Genomic DNA, 19,416 nt, shown 5'->3' with positions numbered 1-19,416 from the left:
AGCCGGGTGTCCGCCCGGTGCCGCGCCCGGCCCGTCGCCGGGGCGCTCATGCCCGCCGCCCGGGCCGGATGTGCCCTGCAAGGCGCAGGAAATGGTCGATTGCCTCATGTGGTGCGGTCATGGCGTTGTGCCCCTCAGCGCCAATTAATGCCGGCCGCCGAGGGCCGGCATTGTCTCAGTGAATGTGTGCAAGTGCTTCACGAATATTGGAAGGCAGGCGGCGTTACTGATGCGTTACTGACCCGTTACAGATCGCTGCCAGCATGTTGTCCCTCCCGGCACCTGCCCGGCACCGGCACTCCCCGCGGTCATGCCGGTTCGGCCACCGGGCCCGGGGTAGCGCTCTGCCTCACGCGTGGCAGCAGCGGGCGCAGGATCAGGTTCCGCAGAAGGTCCGGTAAGGGCCGAAAGCTTCCGGGGCGGCGGCGGCGTAGCGCTCGAGGCCGGGGCGCTCGTCGTAGGGGGCCGTCACCGCGTCCAGGAGCCGTTCGAGCGGATCCAGGTCGCCCCCGGTGGCGGCGGCGAGGGCCTCCTCGACCAGGTGGTTGCGGGGGATGTAGGCGGGGTTGGTCCGGTCCATCGCGTCGGCGTCCGGCCCCAGAACGCGCCAGCGCTCCGCCCAGGCGTCGAACGCTGCCGGGTCGGGGAACAGGCTCCGGGCGGGGTCGGCGTGGCCGCGGGCAGCCGGGCCGAGGCTGCGGAAGAACGAGGTGTGGTCCACCCGGCTCTCCTGAAGCAGGGCCGGCAGTGCATCCACCAGGGGCGAGGCCACGTCGTCGCCGAGGCCGTCGCGCAGGCCGATCTTGGCCCTCATGCCGGCCAGCCAGGCGGCGCTGTACCGGCGGCGGAACGTGCCCAGTGACTCCACCGCGAGGGCGACCGCCTGCTCCTGCTCCGCGTGGAAGAGGGGCAGGAGGGCCTCTGCGAGCCGGGCGAGGTTCCACTCCGCCGCCACCGGCTGGTTGCCGTAGGCGTAGCGTCCGCCCTCATCGATCGAACTATAGACCGTGGCCGGGTCGAAGGCCTCCATGAAGGCGCACGGCCCGTAGTCGATGGTCTCGCCCGAAATGGTCATGTTGTCGGTGTTCATGACCCCGTGGACGAAACCGACGAGCATCCATCGGGCCACCAGCGACGCCTGGGCGGTTATCACCGCCTGGAACAGGGCCAGATAGGGATGCTCAGCCTCCGCGGCGCCGGGGTGGTGGCGGGTGATCGCATGGTCGGCCAGGCGGCGCAGCAGGCTGGTGTCGCCGGTGGCCCGGGCGTACTGGAAGCTGCCCACCCGCAGGTGGCTGCCTGCGACCCGGGTGAGCACGGCTCCCGGCAGCACGGTCTCGCGGTAGACCGGGCGCCCCGTCGCCACCACGGCGAGGGAGCGTGTCGTGGGGATGCCCAAGGCGTGCATCGCCTCACTGACCACGTACTCGCGCAGCATCGGGCCGACGGCGGCCTGGCCGTCGCCGCGGGCGAAGGGTGTGGGCCCGGAGCCCTTGAGGTGGATGTCGCGAAGGTGGCCGCCGACGTCGGTGATCTCGCCGAGCAGCAGTGCCCGCCCGTCGCCGAGACGGGGGGCGTACCAGCCGAACTGGTGGCCGGCGTAGGCCTGCGCCACCGGAGCGGCACCTCCGGGGACCAGGTTGCCGGTCAGCAGACGCAGCCCCTCGGGACTGTGCAGGGAGGCGGGGTCCAGGCCCAGTTCGACAGCCAGCGGCTCGTTGAGCACAAGCAGCCGCGGGTCGGGAGCCTCCTCCGCCCGCCAAGGCAGGGCCATCTGCGCAAACTCCCGGGCGAAGCGCCCCTCAAGGGTGACGGTTGGCTGGACTGCGGCACTCACCCGACAAGGATACCCGCAGCACGGTGACCGGCGTCACCTTCCGAACTCCCCTGCACCGGGGCCCCTGGCCCCGGGAACCGGAATCTGCCGGTGGCCGGACCAGGACGGCGATTTCCACGTGAGTGAGAACCGGCCTGCACGTATTCACCGGGAGTGAAGGCCAGCACGGGTTTCCAGGGCCGGAGCCTGCACAGCCGGCGCACGGTGTCACCGGCTTCGGTGAAGGCGCAGATGGCGCTGGAAGCCGTCCGCCAGGGCATTCAGATCTGGAAGGTAGTGCGCTACTTTGTTGGCAAAAGTTATTTTTTGTCCGGAACCCTTCGTCAGGTCCAAGCCGGTGAAAGGTGGAGAACATGCTGGCCCCTGAGCGTCAGCGCCACATCCTCCACGAGCTGGAGCAGCGCGAGGCGGTCCGCGTCTCCGAATTATCAGCCGCCCTCGGGGTTTCGGAGATGACGGTCCGCCGGGACATCGAAACTCTGCACGCGGCCGGTTCCTTGCGGAAAATCCACGGCGGGGCGCGCCGACTCGGAACGTTCGGTGCCTTTGAGCCGGGGTTCGCCGCCAAATCCGGGCAGCAGCAGGCGGCCAAGGCCGCCATCGCCGGCGCGGCGCTGGCTCTGGTTCGCCCGGGCATGACAATTTCCGTTTCGGCCGGCACCACCACCCATCAGCTGGCGGGGCTCCTGGGCAACGTCGGGAATCTGACCGTCGTCACGAATTCACTCAAGGCCGCCGACGCAATCTACCGTCTCCAGGCCGAGGGCGGCGCAACCGGCTCCTCGGTGATCATCACCGGCGGCGAGCGCACGCCGTCGGAGGCGCTGGTCGGTCCTGTCGCCACGGCGTCCATCCGCCGGCTGCACACGGACCTGTGTTTCATGGGCGTGCACGGCCTGCACCTCGAGTGCGGGCTGACCACACCTAACCTGGCGGAGGCCGAGACAAACACTGTTCTGGCCGCGGGAGCGGATCAGTTGGTGGTGCTGGCGGACCATACAAAGTTCGGTATCAGCAGCCTGGCGAAAATCGCCCCCCTGGCCCAGGTAGACACCCTCGTGACCGACGACGGTTTGGCCACTGCGGCGCAGGGCATTTACGCCGAGCAGGTCGGCGAGCTTATCGTCGCAGACATTCCCGCCGCCACGCTCTCGGATCGGCAGCCGGCAGTGGACACCGCTCCCCTGGCCGGGCGGTCACCGGCGGACCAACCGACATGATCATTGGCCTTCCGATTCCGACCGCCGAGAACATTTTGTCCGGGAGGACACCATGACCAGCACAGCCGGCAGCCTGCACGCCGCCTCCGTCACCGCGGTGACCCGGACCGAGCTCGCGGACGGCCGCGAGCTGCTGTATTTCGACGAGGGCGGACCGGTGCAACGGGCATCCGTGGACCGCCGTACGCTGCCCGGGCGGGGAGCCGCCGGCGAGATCCGCTATGACGCGCTGACGGCGGAGTGGGTGGCCGTGGCCGCGCACCGCCAGACAAGGACGTACCTGCCACCGGCGGACCAGTGCCCGCTCTGTCCCTCCACCGAAACGAATCTTTCCGAGATTCCGGCAGCGGACTACAACGTTGCAGTCTTTGAAAACCGTTTCCCCTCGCTTGGGCCGGATCTGGAAGCGGCGCCGCTGTTGCCGCAATGGGGCACGCGCGGCCCGGCCGGGGGCCGCTGCGAGGTCGTGTCCTTCACCTCCGAACATACCGGTTCCTTTGCCGAACTGGACAAGCGGCGGGTGCGCACCGTCATAGATGCCTGGGCACACCGGACCGAGGCCCTCAGCGCCCTGGCCGGGGTGAAGCAGGTGTTCTGCTTTGAAAACCGTGGCGCGGACATCGGGGTGACCCTGCACCACCCGCACGGACAGATCTATGCCTACCCCTACATCCCCCCGCGGGCCGCAGCGATGGGGGCAGCAGCCCGGAAGTTCTACGACGAGGCCGGCCAGCGGGAAACCCTGACCGGTTCGATCCTTGACCGCGAGCGCACGGACGGCAGCCGGATGATTGCAGAGGCTAACTTCTTCAGCGCCTACGTTCCCTTTGCCGCGCGGTGGCCGCTGGAAATCCACCTGGTGCCGCACCGCCAGGTGCCGGACCTGGCCGGACTGACCGGCGCGGAGCGCGAGGAACTGGCGGTGCTGTACCCGGATCTGCTGCGCCGCCTGGATGCCCTGTATGACAGCCCCACCCCCTACATTGCCGCCTGGCATCAGGCTCCGCTCGACGGCGTCCTGCGTCCGGCCGGCTATCTGCACCTGCAGATCACTTCACCTCGCCGGGCCGCCGACAAACTCAAATTCCTGGCCGGTTCCGAAGCCGCCATGGGGGCCTTCATTAATGACACGGTCCCGGAGCAAGCTGCAGCCAGGCTGCGGGAGGCTGCTCCCGGACCCGCCGGCCGTTAGCCGTCAGGACCCCCGAAGGGAATCGAAGGTGCAGCAAAGGGAACCCATGTCCAGGGCCGGCAAGATCGACACCGGGCCGGCGGCGGGCCTGGCCGCCGCATTCGCGGACCGCTACGGCCGGGAACCGGACGGGCTGTGGCAGGGGCCCGGGCGGGTGAACCTGATCGGTGAACACACCGATTACAACGAGGGGCTCGTGCTGCCGTTCGCCATCAACCGCGCCACGGCCGTGGCCGTAGGCCTCCGGGAGGGCCGCACGGCGCGGCTGGCATCCGGTTTTGCCGGCGCCGAGCCGGTCGAGGTTGACCTCAAGGCGTTCCGTCCCGAAACAGCGGAGGGCTGGACGGCCTATCCCCTGGGGGTGGCCTGGGCCCTGGAGCAGGCCGGGGCCAGCATCCCGGGCTTTGACATCCTCATCGCCTCGGATGTGCCGGTCGGGGCCGGCCTGTCGTCGTCGGCCGCCCTGGAGTGCGCGGTCGCCACGGCCTTGGCGGAGCTTACCGGCGCAGGACTAAGCCGTGCCGAACTGGCAGCCATCGGACGCCGGGCCGAGAACGAAGTGGTCGGCGCGCCCACGGGCATGATGGACCAGTATGCGTCCCTGCTCGGCGCGGAAGGATCGGCCGTTTTCCTGGATTGCCGCAGCGGCCGGGCACAGCTCGTGCCACTCACCCTGGAGGCCGCCGGACTGGTGTGCCTGGTGATTGACACCAGGGTCGTCCACGCCCACGCCACCGGCGGCTATGCTGCGCGGCGGGCGTCCTGCCTCCGTGCAGCCGAGGTCCTGAACGTGGCCGCCCTGCGGGACCTGAGCACGGCGGATTTGGCCCGGGCAGAGCGAAGGCTGGACGAGGAAACGTTCCGCAGGGTGCGGCACATAGTCACCGAGAATGACCGCGTCCGCCGGACCGTGGACCTGCTGCGCACGGATGGCCCCGGTGCCATCGGCGCACTTCTGGACGCCAGCCACCGGTCCATGCGGGACGACTTCGAGATCTCCTGTCCCGAACTGGATCTGGCCGTCGAGACCGCCCGCGCCGCAGGGGCCATCGGTGCCCGGATGACGGGAGGTGGTTTCGGCGGCTCAGCCATCGCCCTTACCCCCGTGGATAAGGAGGAACGGGTCCGGGCAGCGGTGCTGGACGGTTTTGCCAGGGGCGGGCTGCGGACTCCGGAAATATTCACCGTGCTCCCGGCCGCCGGGGCCGTGCGGATAGCCGGCCCGTGACCGGCATCGCCCCCGTCCAGGGCCACGGCGCGCACCGGTGCAGGAAAGCGGGTCTTTTGCCCGCACGCCGTCCCGCAAGCCCGGGCAGTGACGGCGGTATCCCCAGGAATCGTTTGTGCTGCCCGCTGTCCGGACCGAAAATTGGGGCAGGAAAGCCGTGCCGGAACCGGCCGCCCGCATCCTGTGACCGCGGATTCGGGCCGCGGAAGGCCTGCACGGTTTGGCCGTCGGAGTCAGGAGGAGCCCGTGAATGCACTAACGAGCAGGGCCGAAGCGTTCTGCGCCCGCTTTGGCCTGGACCTGCCCATACTGCTGGCCCCCATGGCGGGGGCGTGTCCGCCTTCGCTGTCGGCCGCAGTTGTGGAGGCCGGCGGCCTGGGTGCCTGCGGTGCGCTGCTAATGCAGCCGGAGGCGATTGCTGCCTGGGCCGATCAGGTGCGGGCCGCGGGCGAGGCGTTCCAGATCAACTTGTGGATCCCGGATCCCGCCCCGGCACGCGACCGGGCCCATGAAGCACGGGTGCGCGAATTCCTCGGCCACTGGGGGCCGCCGGTTCCGGAGGAGGCCGGGGATGCCGCGCCGCCGGATTTCCGGGCCCAGTGTGCGGCGCTGCTGGCGGCCGGGCCGCCGGTCGTTTCCTCCATCATGGGGCTGTACCCGCAGGACTTCGTGGCACGGCTCAAGGACCGGGGCATCGCCTGGTTCGCGACCGTTTCCACGGTTGCCGAAGCCCGGGCCGCCGAGGCGGCCGGGGCGGACGTCATCGTGGCGCAGGGTGCGGAGGCCGGCGGGCACCGCGGCAGTTTCGACGCCGCCAGGGCCGAACAGCAGCTGGTGGGCTTGTTTGCGCTGCTGCCGGCCGTGGCGGATGCCGTAAGCGTGCCGGTGGTTGCGACCGGAGGCATCGCCGACGGGCGCGGGGTCGCCGCCGCCCTGGCGCTGGGGGCCAGCGCGGCACAGGTCGGTACCGGCTTCCTCCGCTGTCCCGAGGCCGGGATCCCCCGCGCCTGGGCCGATGCCCTCGCCCGCACGGCCCCCGAGGACACGACGGTGAGCCGTGTTTTCAGCGGACGCGCCGGACGCAGCCTCACCACGGACTACGTCAGGGCCGCAACTGCCGCCGACGCCCCGGAGCCGGCCCCCTATCCGGTCCAGCGGGGCCTGACGGCCGCCATGCGGGCGGCCGGCCAAAAGGAAGGCGACATCCACCGGATGCAGGCCTGGGCCGGCCAGTCGGCGGCACTGGCCAAAGCCGAACCGGCCGGGAAGCTGGCGCGGCGCATCTGGGAGGACGCCCAGGCCCTGCTGGGGTGACGGCCGGACCGCCCCTCGACAGCATTGCCAAGCATGCTTAGCATTAAGGCTCCAGCCCACCCTACCAGCGCGGTCCGGTCCGGAGGGGTTTCCCGCACGGTTCGGGCCTGAAAGCTTACGGTCCGCCCTCGCCCGTGCCGGGTGGCAGATCCTGCGGACCGCGCGACCGGACAGGAGAGTTTCGATGCCGGGACAACGGTTTTTCCCGAGGCGGTCCTGATGCGGGCCATGGTGTACCGCGGACCCTACAAGGTGCGCATGGAGGAGAAGGACATGCCGCCGATCGAGCACCCGAACGATGCCATCGTGCGGGTGACGCTGGCGGCGATCTGCGGGTCGGACCTGCATCTGTACCACGGGATGATGCCGGACACCCGGGTCGGCATGACCTTCGGCCACGAATTCATCGGCGTGGTGGAGCAGGTCGGCCCGTCGGTCGAACGCCTCAAGCCCGGGGACCGGGTGATGGTGCCGTTCAACGTCTACTGCGGATCCTGCTACTTCTGTGCCCGCGGGCTATATTCGAACTGCCACAACGTCAACCCCAATGCCACCGCCGTCGGCGGCATTTACGGGTACTCGCACACCTGCGGCGGCTACGACGGCGGCCAGGCCGAGTACGTGCGGGTCCCCTTCGCCGACGTCGGGCCGGGCCTCATTCCGGACTGGATGGACGACGAGGACGCGGTGCTGCTCACCGATGCCCTGCCCACCGGCTACTTCGGCGCCCAGCTTGGCGACATCGCCGAGGGCGACACGGTGGTGGTCTTCGGGGCCGGGCCCGTCGGGCTGTTCGCCGCCAGGTCCTCCTGGCTCATGGGTGCCGGACGCGTCATTGTGATCGACCACCTGGAGTACCGGCTCGAGAAGGCCCGCTCGTTCGCCCACGCGGAGACCTACAATTTCACCGAGTACGACGACATCGTCGTGCACCTGAAACAGATCACCGGCTACCTCGGCGCCGACGTGGCCATCGACGCGGTGGGCGCCGAGGCCGACGGCAACTTCACCCAGCACGTCACCGCCGCCAAGTTCAAACTGCAGGGCGGCTCGCCGGTGGCGTTGAACTGGGCGATCGACTCGGTCCGCAAGGGTGGCACGGTTTCCGTAATGGGCGCCTACGGCCCGGTCTTCAGCGCCGTGAAGTTCGGCGACGCGGTGAACAAGGGCCTGACGCTGCGGATGAACCAGTGTCCGGTCAAGCGCCAGTGGCCGCGCCTGTTCGAACACATCCGCAACGGCTACCTCAAGCCCAGCGACATCGTCACCCACCGGATTCCGCTCGAGCACATCGCCGAGGGTTACCACATCTTCTCGGCCAAGCTGGACAACTGCATCAAGCCGCTGATCGTCCCGGGCAGCAGCTGAGAAAGGGAGCATGATCATGCCGTACACAGCCGGCAGGCCGGAACCGACGCCGTCGAGCGAGGAACTGCGGGCCCGCATCCCCGGGTGGGGTGCGGACCTGGATCCCAAGGACCGGCCCGCAGTGCCCCGGGAACGGTTCGACCCGGATGCAAGCGGGGCGCACTGGGACTTCCCCGAACGCCAGGAAGAAAAATGGCCGCGCGAGCGGTCCGTCGAACACAAGCTCCTCCCGCCCGTGTTCGGAACTTCCTGCCCGCCCAAGGGCCTGTCCGGCGCCATGCGGAAGTTCGCCTACCGGAAATACAGCGAGGGGCGCGCAGCCCACTGGCTGATCCTGATCGCCGCAGACCGGGTTGACGCCGGGGAGAGCCACCTGCGCTCCTTCCTCACCCTGCACCCGGACAATCCGGTCACCGAAACCGGGGTGCTCAGCGAGTTCTCCCGCCACGGGATCTCCTCCCGCTTTGGAAAGAAGCGCACGGACCTGTCCCACCAATGGATCGACCCGGTCATCATCGGGGCACCATGGGCGCTGGCCGCCGGCGCGGCCGGCGCGGCGGCGGCGATCCTGTGGAGGCGCCGCCGGGTGTGAGCGGGGATCCCCGGCGGTGCGGAGAGCCGGGCGCTGCCCCGGCCGAAGGTGCGTTCCCGGAGCGTCTCCTGCCGCATGGCCTTCGCGCAGCCGGCCCGCTGGCTGTACGAGCAGCAGGACATGACCGTTGAGCAGGTCGGCCGGGCATTCCGGGCCAGCCGTATTGCGTCTACCGCGCCCAGCGGCACGCCGTCGACGGCTGCCTCCGGCCGGCTAGATGCCGTGCGGCCGGCGGGGCGGCTGCCGGGGGTGGAGGGAGCGGACGGGTCCCTGATCGGCGGAACCGGCTTCCAGTTCCGCGCTGACCACTTCCAGCGCGGTCTCAAGCTTCGCGGCCTCGAGGCCGGGCAGGGACGTCAGTGCCTCGCGGATGGACGCATCGAATTCTTCATACAGCCATTGGATTGCGTCCTGCCCGGCAGAGGTGATGCTGACCAGGATGCTCCGCCGGTCTTCCGGGTTGTTGGTCCGGGCCAGGAACCCGGCTTTTTCAACCCGGTCGAGCATCGCGGTAATCGATCCGGAGGTGATGCCCATCATGGCCGCCAGATCACGCGGCGCGATGGGCCCGCTGTTAAACAGATGGGCAAGGGCCACCAGGTCGCTGGAGCCAAGCTGCAGCTGCCGGGCCCGGGTGTTGTGGAAGTGTTCCCCGCTGAGGATCAGGCGGCGCAGCGCCAAGGTTACCCCGCGGACCTCCGCTTCCTTTCCCTGGCCGCCGCCGGCGATGGCCATCATGGTCATGTCATCTCGCTTCTGCTTGATCCCCAACATAGTCGGACGTCGCTGAATGTCCCGCTCCCCCGTAAACAGCATACGCGCTAAACAGTTGGCCCTGAATTAACTTGATCATCAAGCAAGTTGATTAATGCTTTAATTATCGCTATGCTTCAGGAGGTCCCAACGAGCGGTACCGGCCGGCGGTCTCTGCGCCTGCCCTTTCCGCGGGGAACCGACTCCACTGCACCTCGCCGACAACGGCACCCGGCATCCGGCCGGCAATCACGCCTGCGTCCTTGGATATTCCGGGCCTCTCCCAATCGAAAGAAATCATCATGCGCACCTCCGCCAAGTTCCTGACCGCTGCCACCGTCGCCGGCCTGACCTTCGCCGCCGGTTCGGCCTTCACCGGTGCCGGCGTCACCAACAACGCCGGCGCCACCCAGTTCATCGGCGGCACCGTCACGCAGACCGTCACCGGCGCGACCCTGAACTCCGTTGTATACGGCTTTTCCGACGCCCCCGCCAATACGACCGTCAACGAGGTCACCCTGACCTTCGGCGATACCACGGACGGCAAGATCCCGACCATCGCCCTGACCGGCGGGGCCGGCACCGCCTTCACCTGCACCGCAATCGACCCCGAGACCAACGTCTCCTCCTGCACCGGCGGGAGCCAGGCCGATCTGGAAAGCATTGCCGTCACGGTCAACTAACACCGGCACCCGGAACGGCCCGCCCGCGGCGGGCCGTTCCCCACACCCGCTTCCACCCCAGTTGAGAGGTCGCATGCTCCGCCGGTTGCTCCGCCCCCTGTCGAGGCTCCTCCTGATCGGCGCGGCAGGCCTGCTCGCGGCCGCCGCCCTGGTTCTCACCACCGGCCAGGCCGCCGTGGTCGTCACCCATGGGGTGAGCATGAACCCGGTGTACCACCAGGGGGACCTGGTCGTGGTCGCCCGGGCCCCGGCCTACTCGACAGGCCAGATCGCGGCCTACCGGCTGCCCGCCGGCAACGACATCGCCCTGCATCGCATCATCGGTGGCGACGGCACCGGCTTTGTCCTCAAGGGCGACAACAACCAGTCCATCGACCCTGTGCGGCCCACCGCCGACCAGGTCCTGGGCCGGGCCGTGCTGCACATCCCGCAGGCCGGGACCCGGCTGCGCGGCCTGACCAGCCCGCCGGTGCTGGCCCTGACCGCCTTCGCCCTAATGGCCGGCGGGGGCACCGCACTTACCCGACGCCGACGCAGACGCAGGAGAGCAGCCATGCCCACGCATACCACCATCCGGGGATCAATCGCCGCCGTGACCGCCCTCCCCTTCCCCTGGCGTGCGGCGGCCGTCCTGGCCCTGGCCTCCGGTACCCTGGGCCTTGCACTGGCTGTCCCGGCCTGGGGCGGGCCGCTTGAGGAGCCGGGTGAACCCCGGACCGCCGGTGCCCGCATGGTCTTCTCCTATACTGCGGAGGTCGGGAAAACGCCCGCCTATGACGGAACCACCGCCACCTCGCCGGACCCGGTCTTCCGCAGGATCACCGACTCCGTGGACCTGCATCTGAGCTACCAGGGCAAACCGGGCACCCTGTCCGTCGCCGCCGAACTCTCCACCCCCGGCGGCTGGCACTCAACCGTGCCGCTCGCACCTGCGGAACGCTTCACCGGCAACCGCCACGAAACCACCGTCAGACTCGACCTGAAGGCACTCGATGCCAAGGCCCGGGCCGCGGCCGAGGTCACCGGCATGCCCGCCGAACCGGTCACCGTCGCCCTCACGCCCCGCGTGCAGACAGCCGAAGGGGAGGACTTCCAGCCCGCACTCAAACTGAACCTGTCCCCCCTGCAGCTTAGCCTCGCCGGGGATGCCGGCGACCTGACCGTCACCGACGCCGACACCGACGCCGGCCCCGCCACACATCCGCGCACCTTGGACATCTTCGGGTGGAACCTGGCCGCCGGCGCGGCACGAGCCGTCTCGGCCGTCCTGCTGCTGGCCGCACTCCTGGCCGGCGCCGCCATCGCCATGGCGGTCCGCCGCACCGCCCCCGGCGACGAAGGCGCCGCGATCCGCCGCCGCTATGCCTCCCTGCTCGTGCCGGTCCACCCCATGCCCGCACCGCCGGGCCGGCCCGTGATCGATGTCGCAACCTTCGCCACGCTGGCCAAGCTCGCCGAACGCTACGGACTGCTCGTGCTGCACTGGACGCGAAGCGGTGTCGAAACATTCATCGTTCAGGACGAGGCAACAACCTACCGGTACCGCACAGGTACACGCCACTGCCATCCGGATGCGCGGAACACCCCGGTGGAGGCAGGCACCTGACCTGCCGGACCGGGGAACCTCCCGGTGGCTGCCGCACCGGACCGGTCCCGCCGCGGGTGTTTCCCGTACCATCCGCCCACGGTGTGTCCGGTTGGGTTGTTCCGGCTCCGGTGTCCGGCTCAAAGATCCCCGCGCGTGCGCCTTCGGAAAGCGGCACGGCCGCGTTTCACGTGAAACACGGCCGCCGGTCACACCGGTGACGCGAGCTCGGGCCGGGTTCATCCCCGTTGCCATGGCAGCGCCCGCTTTGGATGATTAAAGTCGTCCCGAGGAGGTTACGTGCGCAGGGCCGCCCGGTTCTTCGTCGTTCCCGCGGTGTTGTTCGTGCTGCTGGGCGTTCCCGGTTCCGCTGCCCCGCGGCCGTACCCGGGGGTCATCGCGGGCCTTGGGGATTCAATCACCCGGGCCACCAATATCTGCTGCCACGCCGGCAGCTACCCGGCCCGGTCCTGGTCCACCGGAGACGATCAATCCGACGGTGTCCTCAGCCACTATGAACGGCTGGCGGTCCAGTACCCGCGGATCAGGCACCACAACCACAACGATTCCGCCAACGGTGCCAAGGCAGCCGATCTTGCTGCTCAGGCGTCGCTGGCCGTGGCACAAAAGGCGGACTACGTCACCATCCTCATCGGAGCCAATGACCTGTGCGCCCCGTCCGCGTCGGCGATGACCTCCCCTGCCGACTTCGCCCGTCAGGTCGGTACCGCGCTGGAAGCACTGCGTCAGGGGCTGCCGCGGGCCCGCATCTACGTCAGCAGCATCCCGGACCTTTACCGCCTGTGGTCCGTTCTCCACACCAACCCGAAGGCCAGGCGGGCCTGGTCAACTGCCGGAATCTGCCGGTCCATGCTCGGTCCTGCGGCGACCGGGACCCAGCGTCGGGCAGTCGTTGCCCGCGAGGCAGCCTTCAACCGGATCCTGGCCGTCATCTGTGCAAAATATCGGAACTGCCGCTGGGACGGGGGTGCCGTCTACCGGTACAAGTTCTCCGCCGGCCAGATCAGCACCGTGGACTACTTCCACCCCGGCCCCACCGGCCAGGCCGCACTGGCGGAGATCACTTGGAAGGCATTCCACTGACGCGTTCCACGTGGAACGGCACCCGGGCGGCTTGGTCAGGGCTCGAAGCGGTAGCCCATGCCGGGCTCGGTGAGAAGGTAGCGCGGGTTCGCCGGGTCGGGTTCGAGCTTGCGCCGCAGCTGGGCGATGTACACACGCAGGTACTGGGTTTCGGTCCCGTAGGCAGGTCCCCAGACCTCGTGCAGCAGCTGGCCCTGCCCCACGAGGGAGCCGGCATTGAGGACCAGGCGCTCCAGCACTTTCCATTCGGTCGGGGTGAGGCGCACCGGCCTGCCGTCACGCTGCACCTTCTTGGCCGCCACGTCGATGGTGAAATCCGCCGTCTCCACCACGGGAGTCCCGGCGCCGGGATGGCCCCGGCGCACGGCGGCACGCAGCCTGGCCAGCAGTTCGGGCAGGCCGAAGGGCTTGGTGACATAGTCGTCCGCCCCGCAGTCGAGGGCTTCGACCTTGTCCGCGGACGCGTGCCGGGCCGAGAGCACGATGATCGGCACATCGGTCCAGCCCCGCAGCCCCCGGATGACGTCGATGCCGTCCATGTCCGGCAGGCCCAGGTCCAGCACCACTGCATCGAGCTGGTGACGGGAGGCGGCCTGCAGCGCCTCGGTGCCGGTGGCGGCGGTGACCACGTCGAAACCGTGCGCGGTGAGGTTGATCTGCAGGGCGCGCAGGAACTGCGCCTCGTCGTCGACCACCAGCAGTGCGGTCATGGCCCCCTCCATCGTGTTTTCTACACAACAATAGGAACATGCAACGCGGAAAACTGCGCATCTATCTCGGTGCCGCCCCCGGCGCCGGCACAACCTACGCCATGCTGGAGGAAGCCCACCAGCTCCAGGAGCAGGGCAGCGACGTCGTCATCGGCCTGGCCGCGGACCACGGCCGCGCCGAGACCGCCGCGCTGAAGGCGGGCCTGGACAGCGTGCCGCCGCGGATCGTGGAGTACCGGGGCTCCGCCGCCGAGGAACCGGACGTGGACGCGTTGATCGCCCGGGCGCCCGGCGTCGCGCTGATCGATGACTACGCCCACGGCTGCCTTCCGGGCAGCCGCCATGAAAAACGCTGGCAGGACATCGAGGAAGTGCTCGACGCTGGCATTGACGTGGTCTCTACCGTCGACATCCGGCACCTGGGCTCGCTCTCCGACGTCGTGGCGGCGATCACCGGCGTGCGCCAGGACGAAACAGTTCCCGACGACCTCGTCCGCCGGGCCGACCAGATCGAGCTCGTCGACATCGCGCCCGAGATGCTCCGGCAGCGCCTGTCTTTGGGCAAGGTGTACCCGCCCGAGCAGATCGATGCGGCCCTGTCCAACTACTTCCGCCTGGGTAACCTCACCGCGCTGCGGGAACTGGCGCTGCTCTGGCTCGCCGACCGCGTGGAAGAGGGCCTGGAAGCCTACCGGGCGCAGGAGGGCATTAGCGATACCTGGCCGGCCCGGGAACGCCTGGTCGTGGGCCTGAGCGGCGGCCCCGAAGGCCAGGTGCTGCTGCGCCGGGCCGCCCGCATCCTCTCCCGCGTTACCGGGGGCGAACTGCACGCCGTGCATGTGAGCACCGCCGACGGGCTTGCCGCCGGTTCACCGCGCGAGCTTGAACAGCAGCGCCAGCTGACGAAGGAGCTCGGCGGCACCTACCATGCGGTCACCGGCGAGGATCCTGCGGAAACCCTGCTGGACTTCGCCCGCAGCATCAATGCCACGCAGATCGTCGTCGGCGTCTCCCGCCGCAGCCCCGTGGCGAGGCTGTGGGGCGGCCGCGGTATCGGCGCCCGCGTGGTCCAGGAATCCGGGGACATCGACGTCCACATGGTCTCGCATACCCACCGAGGCCGGGGCACCGGACACACCCCGCCCACGGACTTGGGCCGGGCCCGGACCCGGGCCGGGGCCGCCATGGCCATCCTCCTGCCGCCGCTGCTGCAGCTGATTCTCGGGGCCATCCCGGACGAACACTTCGCCACCGACATGCTCATCCAGCTGTGCGGCACCATTGCCGTCGCCCTCCTGGGCGGGCTGTGGCCGGCCATCGTTGCTGCGGCGATCGCCAGCATGACCGTCACTTTCTTTGCGGTCCCCCCGACCGGCACGCTGGCCATTGGCAAGCCGGAGAACGTCCTGACCCTGGTGCTGTTCCTGGCCGTGGCCGCCGTCGTCTCGCTGGTGGTCGACTACTCCGCGCGACTGGCCAAGGAAGCCGGCCGGGTCCGGGCCGAGGCGGCCATCCTCGACGAGGTCAGCCGTGGGGTGCTCGCCGCCGAAGATTCGGTGGCGGGCTTCCTGGACCAAGTACGCGAGCTCTTCCGCGTCGACGGCGCCGCGCTCTACGTCCGCGGGCCGGATCCGGACGGGCGCGGGCCGTGGGAGCTGGCCGCCAAGAGCGGGACCGCCCCGGCGGATCCGGCCGATGCCGGTACCCTCGAACCCGTGGACGACGACCACCTCCTCGCGCTCACCGGCCGCACCCTCAGCCAGCGCGAGCGCCAGTTGCTCGCTGCCGTTACCTCACACCTGCTCGCCATCCAGCAGCATGAGCAGCTGGCCGCGAGCCGCCGCGAGAACCTCCGCCTCGCCGAAGGGAACAAGATGCGCACCTCGGTGCTGCGGGCCGTTTCCCACGACCTGCGCACTCCCCTGGCCGGCATCAAGCTCGCCGTCTCCAGCCTGCGGCAGGACTCTGTCCGCCTTCCGCCCGAAGACGAGCAGGAGCTGCTGGCCACCATCGAGTCCTACGCGGACCGCCTCGACTCGCTCGTGGGCAACCTGCTGGATATGTCCCGGATCACCGCCGAATCCGTCCAGCCGCTGCTGCACCCGCTCAGCTGGCGCGAAGCCGTCGAAGCGGCCCTCGCCACATTCCCGCCCGGCCGCATCAGGGTCGAGCTGGCCCCGAACTTGCCGCCGGTCGACGCCGACGCCGGCCTGCTGGAACGCGTAATCGCCAACATCATCGAAAACGCCCTCAAGTACGCTGCAGACTCGGACATTGTCATTGTCGCCAGCGTCGGCGGGGTGGGTGCTGCCACCGTGAATGGGCGGCCTGCCAGCGAGCTGCGGATCATCGACCACGGGCAGGGCGTGCCCGCGGCCCGCGTCGTGGACATGTTCCGTCCCTTCCAGCGCCTCGACGACGTTTCCTCCGGCACCGGCGTCGGACTCGGCCTGGCCGTGGCCAAGGGGTTCACCGAGACCATGGGCGGCCGCCTGCTGGCCGAGCCCACCCCCGGCGGCGGGCTGACCATGATCATCAGGCTCCCCCTTTCGGCCGGCGGCGCCGGAGACTAACTCTTGCCCGGTCACAGCCATAAAGACCCGGTCACAGCCATAAAGAATGCGTTAAAAATTCCGGATCCGCACCATCCGGGGACTTGGGCCGGTGCTAGGCTCCGGTAGTCCGCAGCAAACGAACCGGCGGAAGGGCCTGCGGGCCGTGCCCGCCCCGACTGCCCCGAGAAAAGACGCACGTGAGTTCCTTCACCCACTTCACCATGCCCGCCAGCATCCCCCGGCCGGCACCCCGTCCAGAGCCCGGCGGCGCGTTCGGCCATTGGCTGATGCAGCACCGCGTCCAGCCCGTGGGCCCGGAAACCACCGAAGACCACGCCACGCAGCAGCCGTGGTGGAAGGTCATGTGCCTGACCGGGGTAGACTACTTCTCCACCCTGTCCTACCTGCCCGCGATTGCCGCGCTGGCCGCCGGCGCCCTCTCCCCGCTGGCCACCCTGCTGATCGTCGCGCTGACCCTGCTCGGCATGCTGCCGATGTACCGGCGGGTGGCCAAGGAAAGCCCCCACGGGCAGGGATCGGTCGCCATGCTCGAGCGCCTGCTGCCGTTCTGGCGGGGCAAGGTCCTGGTCCTGATCCTGCTCGGCTTCGTCGCCACGTCCTGGATCATTACCATCACGCTGTCCTCGGCCGACGCGACCGTGCACCTGCTGGAAAACCCCTACACCCCCGGCTTCCTGCACGGGCAGCAGGTGCCCGTGACCATCGTGCTGCTGCTGATCCTCGGCGGGGTATTCCTGCTCGGCTTCACCGAGGCGGTCGCCGTCGCCATCCCCTTGGTGGCCGTGTTCCTGCTGCTCAATGCCGCCATCATTGTCACCGGCCTCTACGACGTGTTTACCGGGCCCGACGTCCTGGCCCGCTGGACCGCCAGCCTGGCCGGTTTCGGCGGGCCGGCCCAGCTTGCCGGTCCGGCCATCCTCGCCTTCCCGCTGCTCGTCCTCGGCCTCTCCGGATTCGAAACAGGTGTCAGCATGATGCCGTTGGTCGCCGCGAAGGGCGATACCCCGGAGGAGCGCCTGGCCTCGCGGGTGCGCAACACGCGCAAACTGCTGACCGCAGCCGCCGCCATCATGAGCATCTACCTGATCGGCAGCAGCATCGTTACCACCGTGCTGATTCCGGCCGAAGCCTTCGCCGACGGCGGCGAGGCCAGCGGCCGCGCCCTGGCGTACCTGGCCCACGAGCGGCTGGGCAACACTTTCGGCACCGTCTACGACCTCAGCAGCATCCTCATCCTCTGGTTCGCCGGTGCCTCCGCCATGGCGGGACTAATCAACATCGTTCCCCGCTACCTGCCCTCCTACGGGATGGCCCCGGAGTGGTGCCGTGCGGTGCGTCCCGTCGTCATTGTCTACACCGTCGTCAGCATCCTGATCACCCTCGCCTTCAAGGCCGACGTCAATGCCCAGGCCGGCGCCTATGCCACCGGCATCCTGGCCATGATGGTTTCCGGCGCCGCCGCCGTCGCGATCTCCGCCGCCCGCCGGAAGCAGCGCCCGGCCGCCGCCGGCTTCAGTGCCCTGACCCTCATCCTGACCTATGCGCTGGTGGACAACATCATTGAAAAGCCCGATGGGCTCATGATCTCGGCCTTCTTCATTGCCGGCATCATCGTCATTTCCCTGGTCTCCCGCATCACCCGCACCACCGAACTGCGGGCGGATCGGATCGAGTTCGATGATGCCGCCCGCCGTTTCGTCGCCGATACGCTGGCCTACGACGGCCGGATCAACCTGCTCGCCCACAAGCCCGAACTCGGCGATTCCGTCGCGGAGTACGCGCGAAAGGAGGCTATCCAACGCGGCACCAATCCCGTCCCCGGCACCGCGGACGTCATGTTCCTGGAAATCAAGGTTGTCGATCCGTCCGACTTCAGCGAGGTCATCCAGGTCCGCGGCGTCGAAATTGAAGGCCATCGCATTCTGCGGGCGGAAAGCCCGGCGGTGCCCAATGCCATTGCCGCCATCCTCCTCGCGCTGCGCGATGCCACCGGGGTGCGCCCGCACGCCTACTTTGAATGGTCCGAAGGCAACCCGCTGACGCACCTGATGCGCTACCTGCTGCTGGGCCAGGGAGACACCGCGCCAGTGGTCCGGGAGATTATCCGCGAGAACGAGCCCGATCCGGAGCGGCGGCCGGGCATCCACGTCGGCTGAGGAATCCCCGCCGGCCGGCCGCGGGCACGCGGCACCCGCGGAACCGGTGGATGTTGATGTGAAACATCCACCGGTTCGGCACTTTCCGGCAACGCCACGCAGCCCGCGCACCGCGCCCTTCCACCGCGTCCGATTTGCGCCGACGGACCGCTATCGAGGCGGGCGGCTGCCGGCGCGGCCGGGGCGGATATCTGCCGCAGCGCCTCAACGAGCAGGGCAGCACGCTTGGAACAAACGCGCCGCCGGCCCAACCAGGGTGCTCGACGGGCGCCGACAACCGCAGCCCCAACGGCGCCGACCAGACCGCCGACGCACCTGCAGCTACCCGTGCACCTTGCTCACTGCCAGCCACGGCGACGCTTTCCTTGCGGGGCTGCAACCGGACCTCGTCCTCGCCCTGGACCACGCCGGGGCGCTCACCACGCACCCCCGGCCACAGACGGAAACCGGTACTGACATCGGCGGCCCGGGCCTCCGTGCCGGCCGGACCGGCGGGGGATGAGCCTCCGCGGGCCCCTCCCCCGCCGGACTCCCGCAGGCAGCCTGTGGCCAGGCAGCCTGCGGCGCCGGGCAGCATTCCCTTGGGCCAGGGGCCGCCCGCTCCGCTCCTGCCGTTTCACGTGAAACGGCCGCACCCTCTCCTGCCGGGCCGGTCCTGCCCGGCAGGGAGCGGGACCAGACACCGTCCCCGCCGCGCGTTTGGGAGTGATGCGCATTTTCGCCACCGTCACCCGTGCAGCGCGCATTTGCCGACAGCAGCCAGACGGTCAGCCGAGCGTCTGCTCGGGCCGCGGCCGGCTCAGCACGTGCTCGACCCGAGGAGGCTCGCCGAGCTGATCAAGCGTGGTGTCGAGGGCCCGGACGATGGGGACCAGTCCGTCCAGGGCAATCCTGGTCCGGTCGCCAGGCCCGGCCGCACATGGTCGTCGATGTGGGGGCGGGAACCGGCACCCTCGCCCTCGCACAGCGCTTCCGGACGGCCCGGGTGGTCGCCGTCGACAGATCCGCCGATCCTCGGGCGCCTCCGGGTAGCGACCCGCACAGGGTCCAGCGGGCCGGGTGCGCGCCGGCCCGGCCGCCCTTGACACCGGCTGGGCC

The 19,416-nt window shown here is 69.4% G+C and carries 14 protein-coding genes; 11 read left to right on the top strand and 3 right to left on the bottom strand.

Annotated elements, in window-relative coordinates; genetic code table 11:
• Nucleotides 1-376: 376 nt before the first annotated feature.
• On the bottom strand, nt 377-1,774 hold the full coding sequence (locus tag ACFQ36_RS11675; RefSeq protein WP_377013787.1) for a YdiU family protein: 1,398 nt from the start codon (nt 1,772-1,774) through the stop codon (nt 377-379).
• 416 nt (nt 1,775-2,190) lie between these two features.
• Between ACFQ36_RS11675 and ACFQ36_RS11670 the strand changes: the two genes are divergently transcribed.
• The 6 genes from ACFQ36_RS11670 (at nt 2,191) to ACFQ36_RS11645 (ending at nt 8,751) form a co-directional block, all read left to right on the top strand.
• Complete coding sequence (locus ACFQ36_RS11670; protein ID WP_377013783.1) at nt 2,191-3,057, top strand: DeoR/GlpR family DNA-binding transcription regulator; 867 nt, start codon at nt 2,191-2,193, stop codon at nt 3,055-3,057.
• Nucleotides 3,058-3,109: 52 nt separating this feature from the next.
• The gene (galT, locus tag ACFQ36_RS11665) at nt 3,110-4,249 is read left to right on the top strand and encodes a galactose-1-phosphate uridylyltransferase (RefSeq protein WP_377013781.1); all 1,140 of its coding nucleotides are present in this window, start codon (nt 3,110-3,112) and stop codon (nt 4,247-4,249) included.
• Between the two features lie 46 nt (nt 4,250-4,295).
• Nucleotides 4,296-5,477, top strand: a complete 1,182-nt coding sequence (gene galK, locus ACFQ36_RS11660; RefSeq protein ID WP_377013779.1) for a galactokinase — start codon at nt 4,296-4,298, stop codon at nt 5,475-5,477.
• A gap of 246 nt (nt 5,478-5,723) precedes the next feature.
• A complete protein-coding gene (locus tag ACFQ36_RS11655) occupies nt 5,724-6,791 on the top strand; it encodes an NAD(P)H-dependent flavin oxidoreductase (RefSeq protein WP_377013778.1) in 1,068 nt (355 codons plus the stop codon).
• Nucleotides 6,792-7,010: 219 nt separating this feature from the next.
• Complete coding sequence (locus ACFQ36_RS11650; RefSeq protein WP_377013776.1) at nt 7,011-8,159, top strand: zinc-dependent alcohol dehydrogenase; 1,149 nt, start codon at nt 7,011-7,013, stop codon at nt 8,157-8,159.
• 16 nt (nt 8,160-8,175) lie between these two features.
• Nucleotides 8,176-8,751, top strand: a complete 576-nt coding sequence (locus tag ACFQ36_RS11645) for a hypothetical protein (protein WP_377013774.1) — start codon at nt 8,176-8,178, stop codon at nt 8,749-8,751.
• Nucleotides 8,752-8,964: 213 nt separating this feature from the next.
• Here ACFQ36_RS11645 and ACFQ36_RS11640 read toward each other — a convergent pair whose 3' ends face one another.
• Nucleotides 8,965-9,495, bottom strand: a complete 531-nt coding sequence (locus ACFQ36_RS11640) for a MarR family winged helix-turn-helix transcriptional regulator (RefSeq protein ID WP_377013772.1) — start codon at nt 9,493-9,495, stop codon at nt 8,965-8,967.
• A gap of 311 nt (nt 9,496-9,806) precedes the next feature.
• Here ACFQ36_RS11640 and ACFQ36_RS11635 point away from each other — a divergent pair, with 311 nt between their 5' ends.
• The 3 genes from ACFQ36_RS11635 (at nt 9,807) to ACFQ36_RS11625 (ending at nt 12,876) form a co-directional block, all read left to right on the top strand.
• A complete protein-coding gene (locus ACFQ36_RS11635) occupies nt 9,807-10,187 on the top strand; it encodes a hypothetical protein (RefSeq protein WP_377013770.1) in 381 nt (126 codons plus the stop codon).
• A 73-nt stretch (nt 10,188-10,260) separates the two neighbouring features.
• On the top strand, nt 10,261-11,793 hold the full coding sequence (locus ACFQ36_RS11630; RefSeq protein WP_377013768.1) for a S24 family peptidase: 1,533 nt from the start codon (nt 10,261-10,263) through the stop codon (nt 11,791-11,793).
• Between the two features lie 279 nt (nt 11,794-12,072).
• Nucleotides 12,073-12,876: an SGNH/GDSL hydrolase family protein gene (locus ACFQ36_RS11625; RefSeq protein WP_377013766.1), complete on the top strand. Its 804-nt coding sequence runs from the start codon at nt 12,073-12,075 to the stop codon at nt 12,874-12,876.
• 35 nt (nt 12,877-12,911) lie between these two features.
• Here the strand turns inward: ACFQ36_RS11625 and ACFQ36_RS11620 are convergent, their stop codons facing one another.
• Nucleotides 12,912-13,586 (bottom strand): response regulator, encoded by a 675-nt coding sequence (locus ACFQ36_RS11620; protein WP_377013764.1) that lies wholly within the window; start codon nt 13,584-13,586, stop codon nt 12,912-12,914.
• 38 nt (nt 13,587-13,624) lie between these two features.
• Here ACFQ36_RS11620 and ACFQ36_RS11615 point away from each other — a divergent pair, with 38 nt between their 5' ends.
• Both ACFQ36_RS11615 and ACFQ36_RS11610 read left to right on the top strand, forming a co-directional pair.
• Nucleotides 13,625-16,159 (top strand): ATP-binding protein, encoded by a 2,535-nt coding sequence (locus ACFQ36_RS11615; protein WP_377013762.1) that lies wholly within the window; start codon nt 13,625-13,627, stop codon nt 16,157-16,159.
• Nucleotides 16,160-16,362: 203 nt separating this feature from the next.
• On the top strand, nt 16,363-18,318 hold the full coding sequence (locus tag ACFQ36_RS11610; RefSeq protein ID WP_377013785.1) for an amino acid transporter: 1,956 nt from the start codon (nt 16,363-16,365) through the stop codon (nt 18,316-18,318).
• Nucleotides 18,319-19,416: the final 1,098 nt, after the last annotated feature.

It is taken from the genome of Arthrobacter sp. GCM10027362, from assembly GCF_042679445.1.
Lineage (GTDB): Bacteria > Actinomycetota > Actinomycetes > Actinomycetales > Micrococcaceae > Crystallibacter.
Note: the sequence above shows the minus strand (reverse complement) of the source record. Positions and strands in the feature narration are given on the sequence as shown.

Coding starts and splice junctions, on each gene's coding strand:
- ACFQ36_RS11675 (WP_377013787.1), bottom strand. CDS start 1,774: ATGGCCCTGCCTTGGCGGGCGGAGGAGGCTCCCGACCCGCGGCTGCTT.
- ACFQ36_RS11670 (WP_377013783.1), top strand. CDS start 2,191: ATGCTGGCCCCTGAGCGTCAGCGCCACATCCTCCACGAGCTGGAGCAG.
- galT (WP_377013781.1), top strand. CDS start 3,110: ATGACCAGCACAGCCGGCAGCCTGCACGCCGCCTCCGTCACCGCGGTG.
- galK (WP_377013779.1), top strand. CDS start 4,296: ATGTCCAGGGCCGGCAAGATCGACACCGGGCCGGCGGCGGGCCTGGCC.
- ACFQ36_RS11650 (WP_377013776.1), top strand. CDS start 7,011: ATGCGGGCCATGGTGTACCGCGGACCCTACAAGGTGCGCATGGAGGAG.
- ACFQ36_RS11645 (WP_377013774.1), top strand. CDS start 8,176: ATGCCGTACACAGCCGGCAGGCCGGAACCGACGCCGTCGAGCGAGGAA.
- ACFQ36_RS11640 (WP_377013772.1), bottom strand. CDS start 9,495: ATGACCATGATGGCCATCGCCGGCGGCGGCCAGGGAAAGGAAGCGGAG.
- ACFQ36_RS11635 (WP_377013770.1), top strand. CDS start 9,807: ATGCGCACCTCCGCCAAGTTCCTGACCGCTGCCACCGTCGCCGGCCTG.
- ACFQ36_RS11630 (WP_377013768.1), top strand. CDS start 10,261: ATGCTCCGCCGGTTGCTCCGCCCCCTGTCGAGGCTCCTCCTGATCGGC.
- ACFQ36_RS11620 (WP_377013764.1), bottom strand. CDS start 13,586: ATGACCGCACTGCTGGTGGTCGACGACGAGGCGCAGTTCCTGCGCGCC.
- ACFQ36_RS11615 (WP_377013762.1), top strand. CDS start 13,625: ATGCAACGCGGAAAACTGCGCATCTATCTCGGTGCCGCCCCCGGCGCC.
- ACFQ36_RS11610 (WP_377013785.1), top strand. CDS start 16,363: ATGCCCGCCAGCATCCCCCGGCCGGCACCCCGTCCAGAGCCCGGCGGC.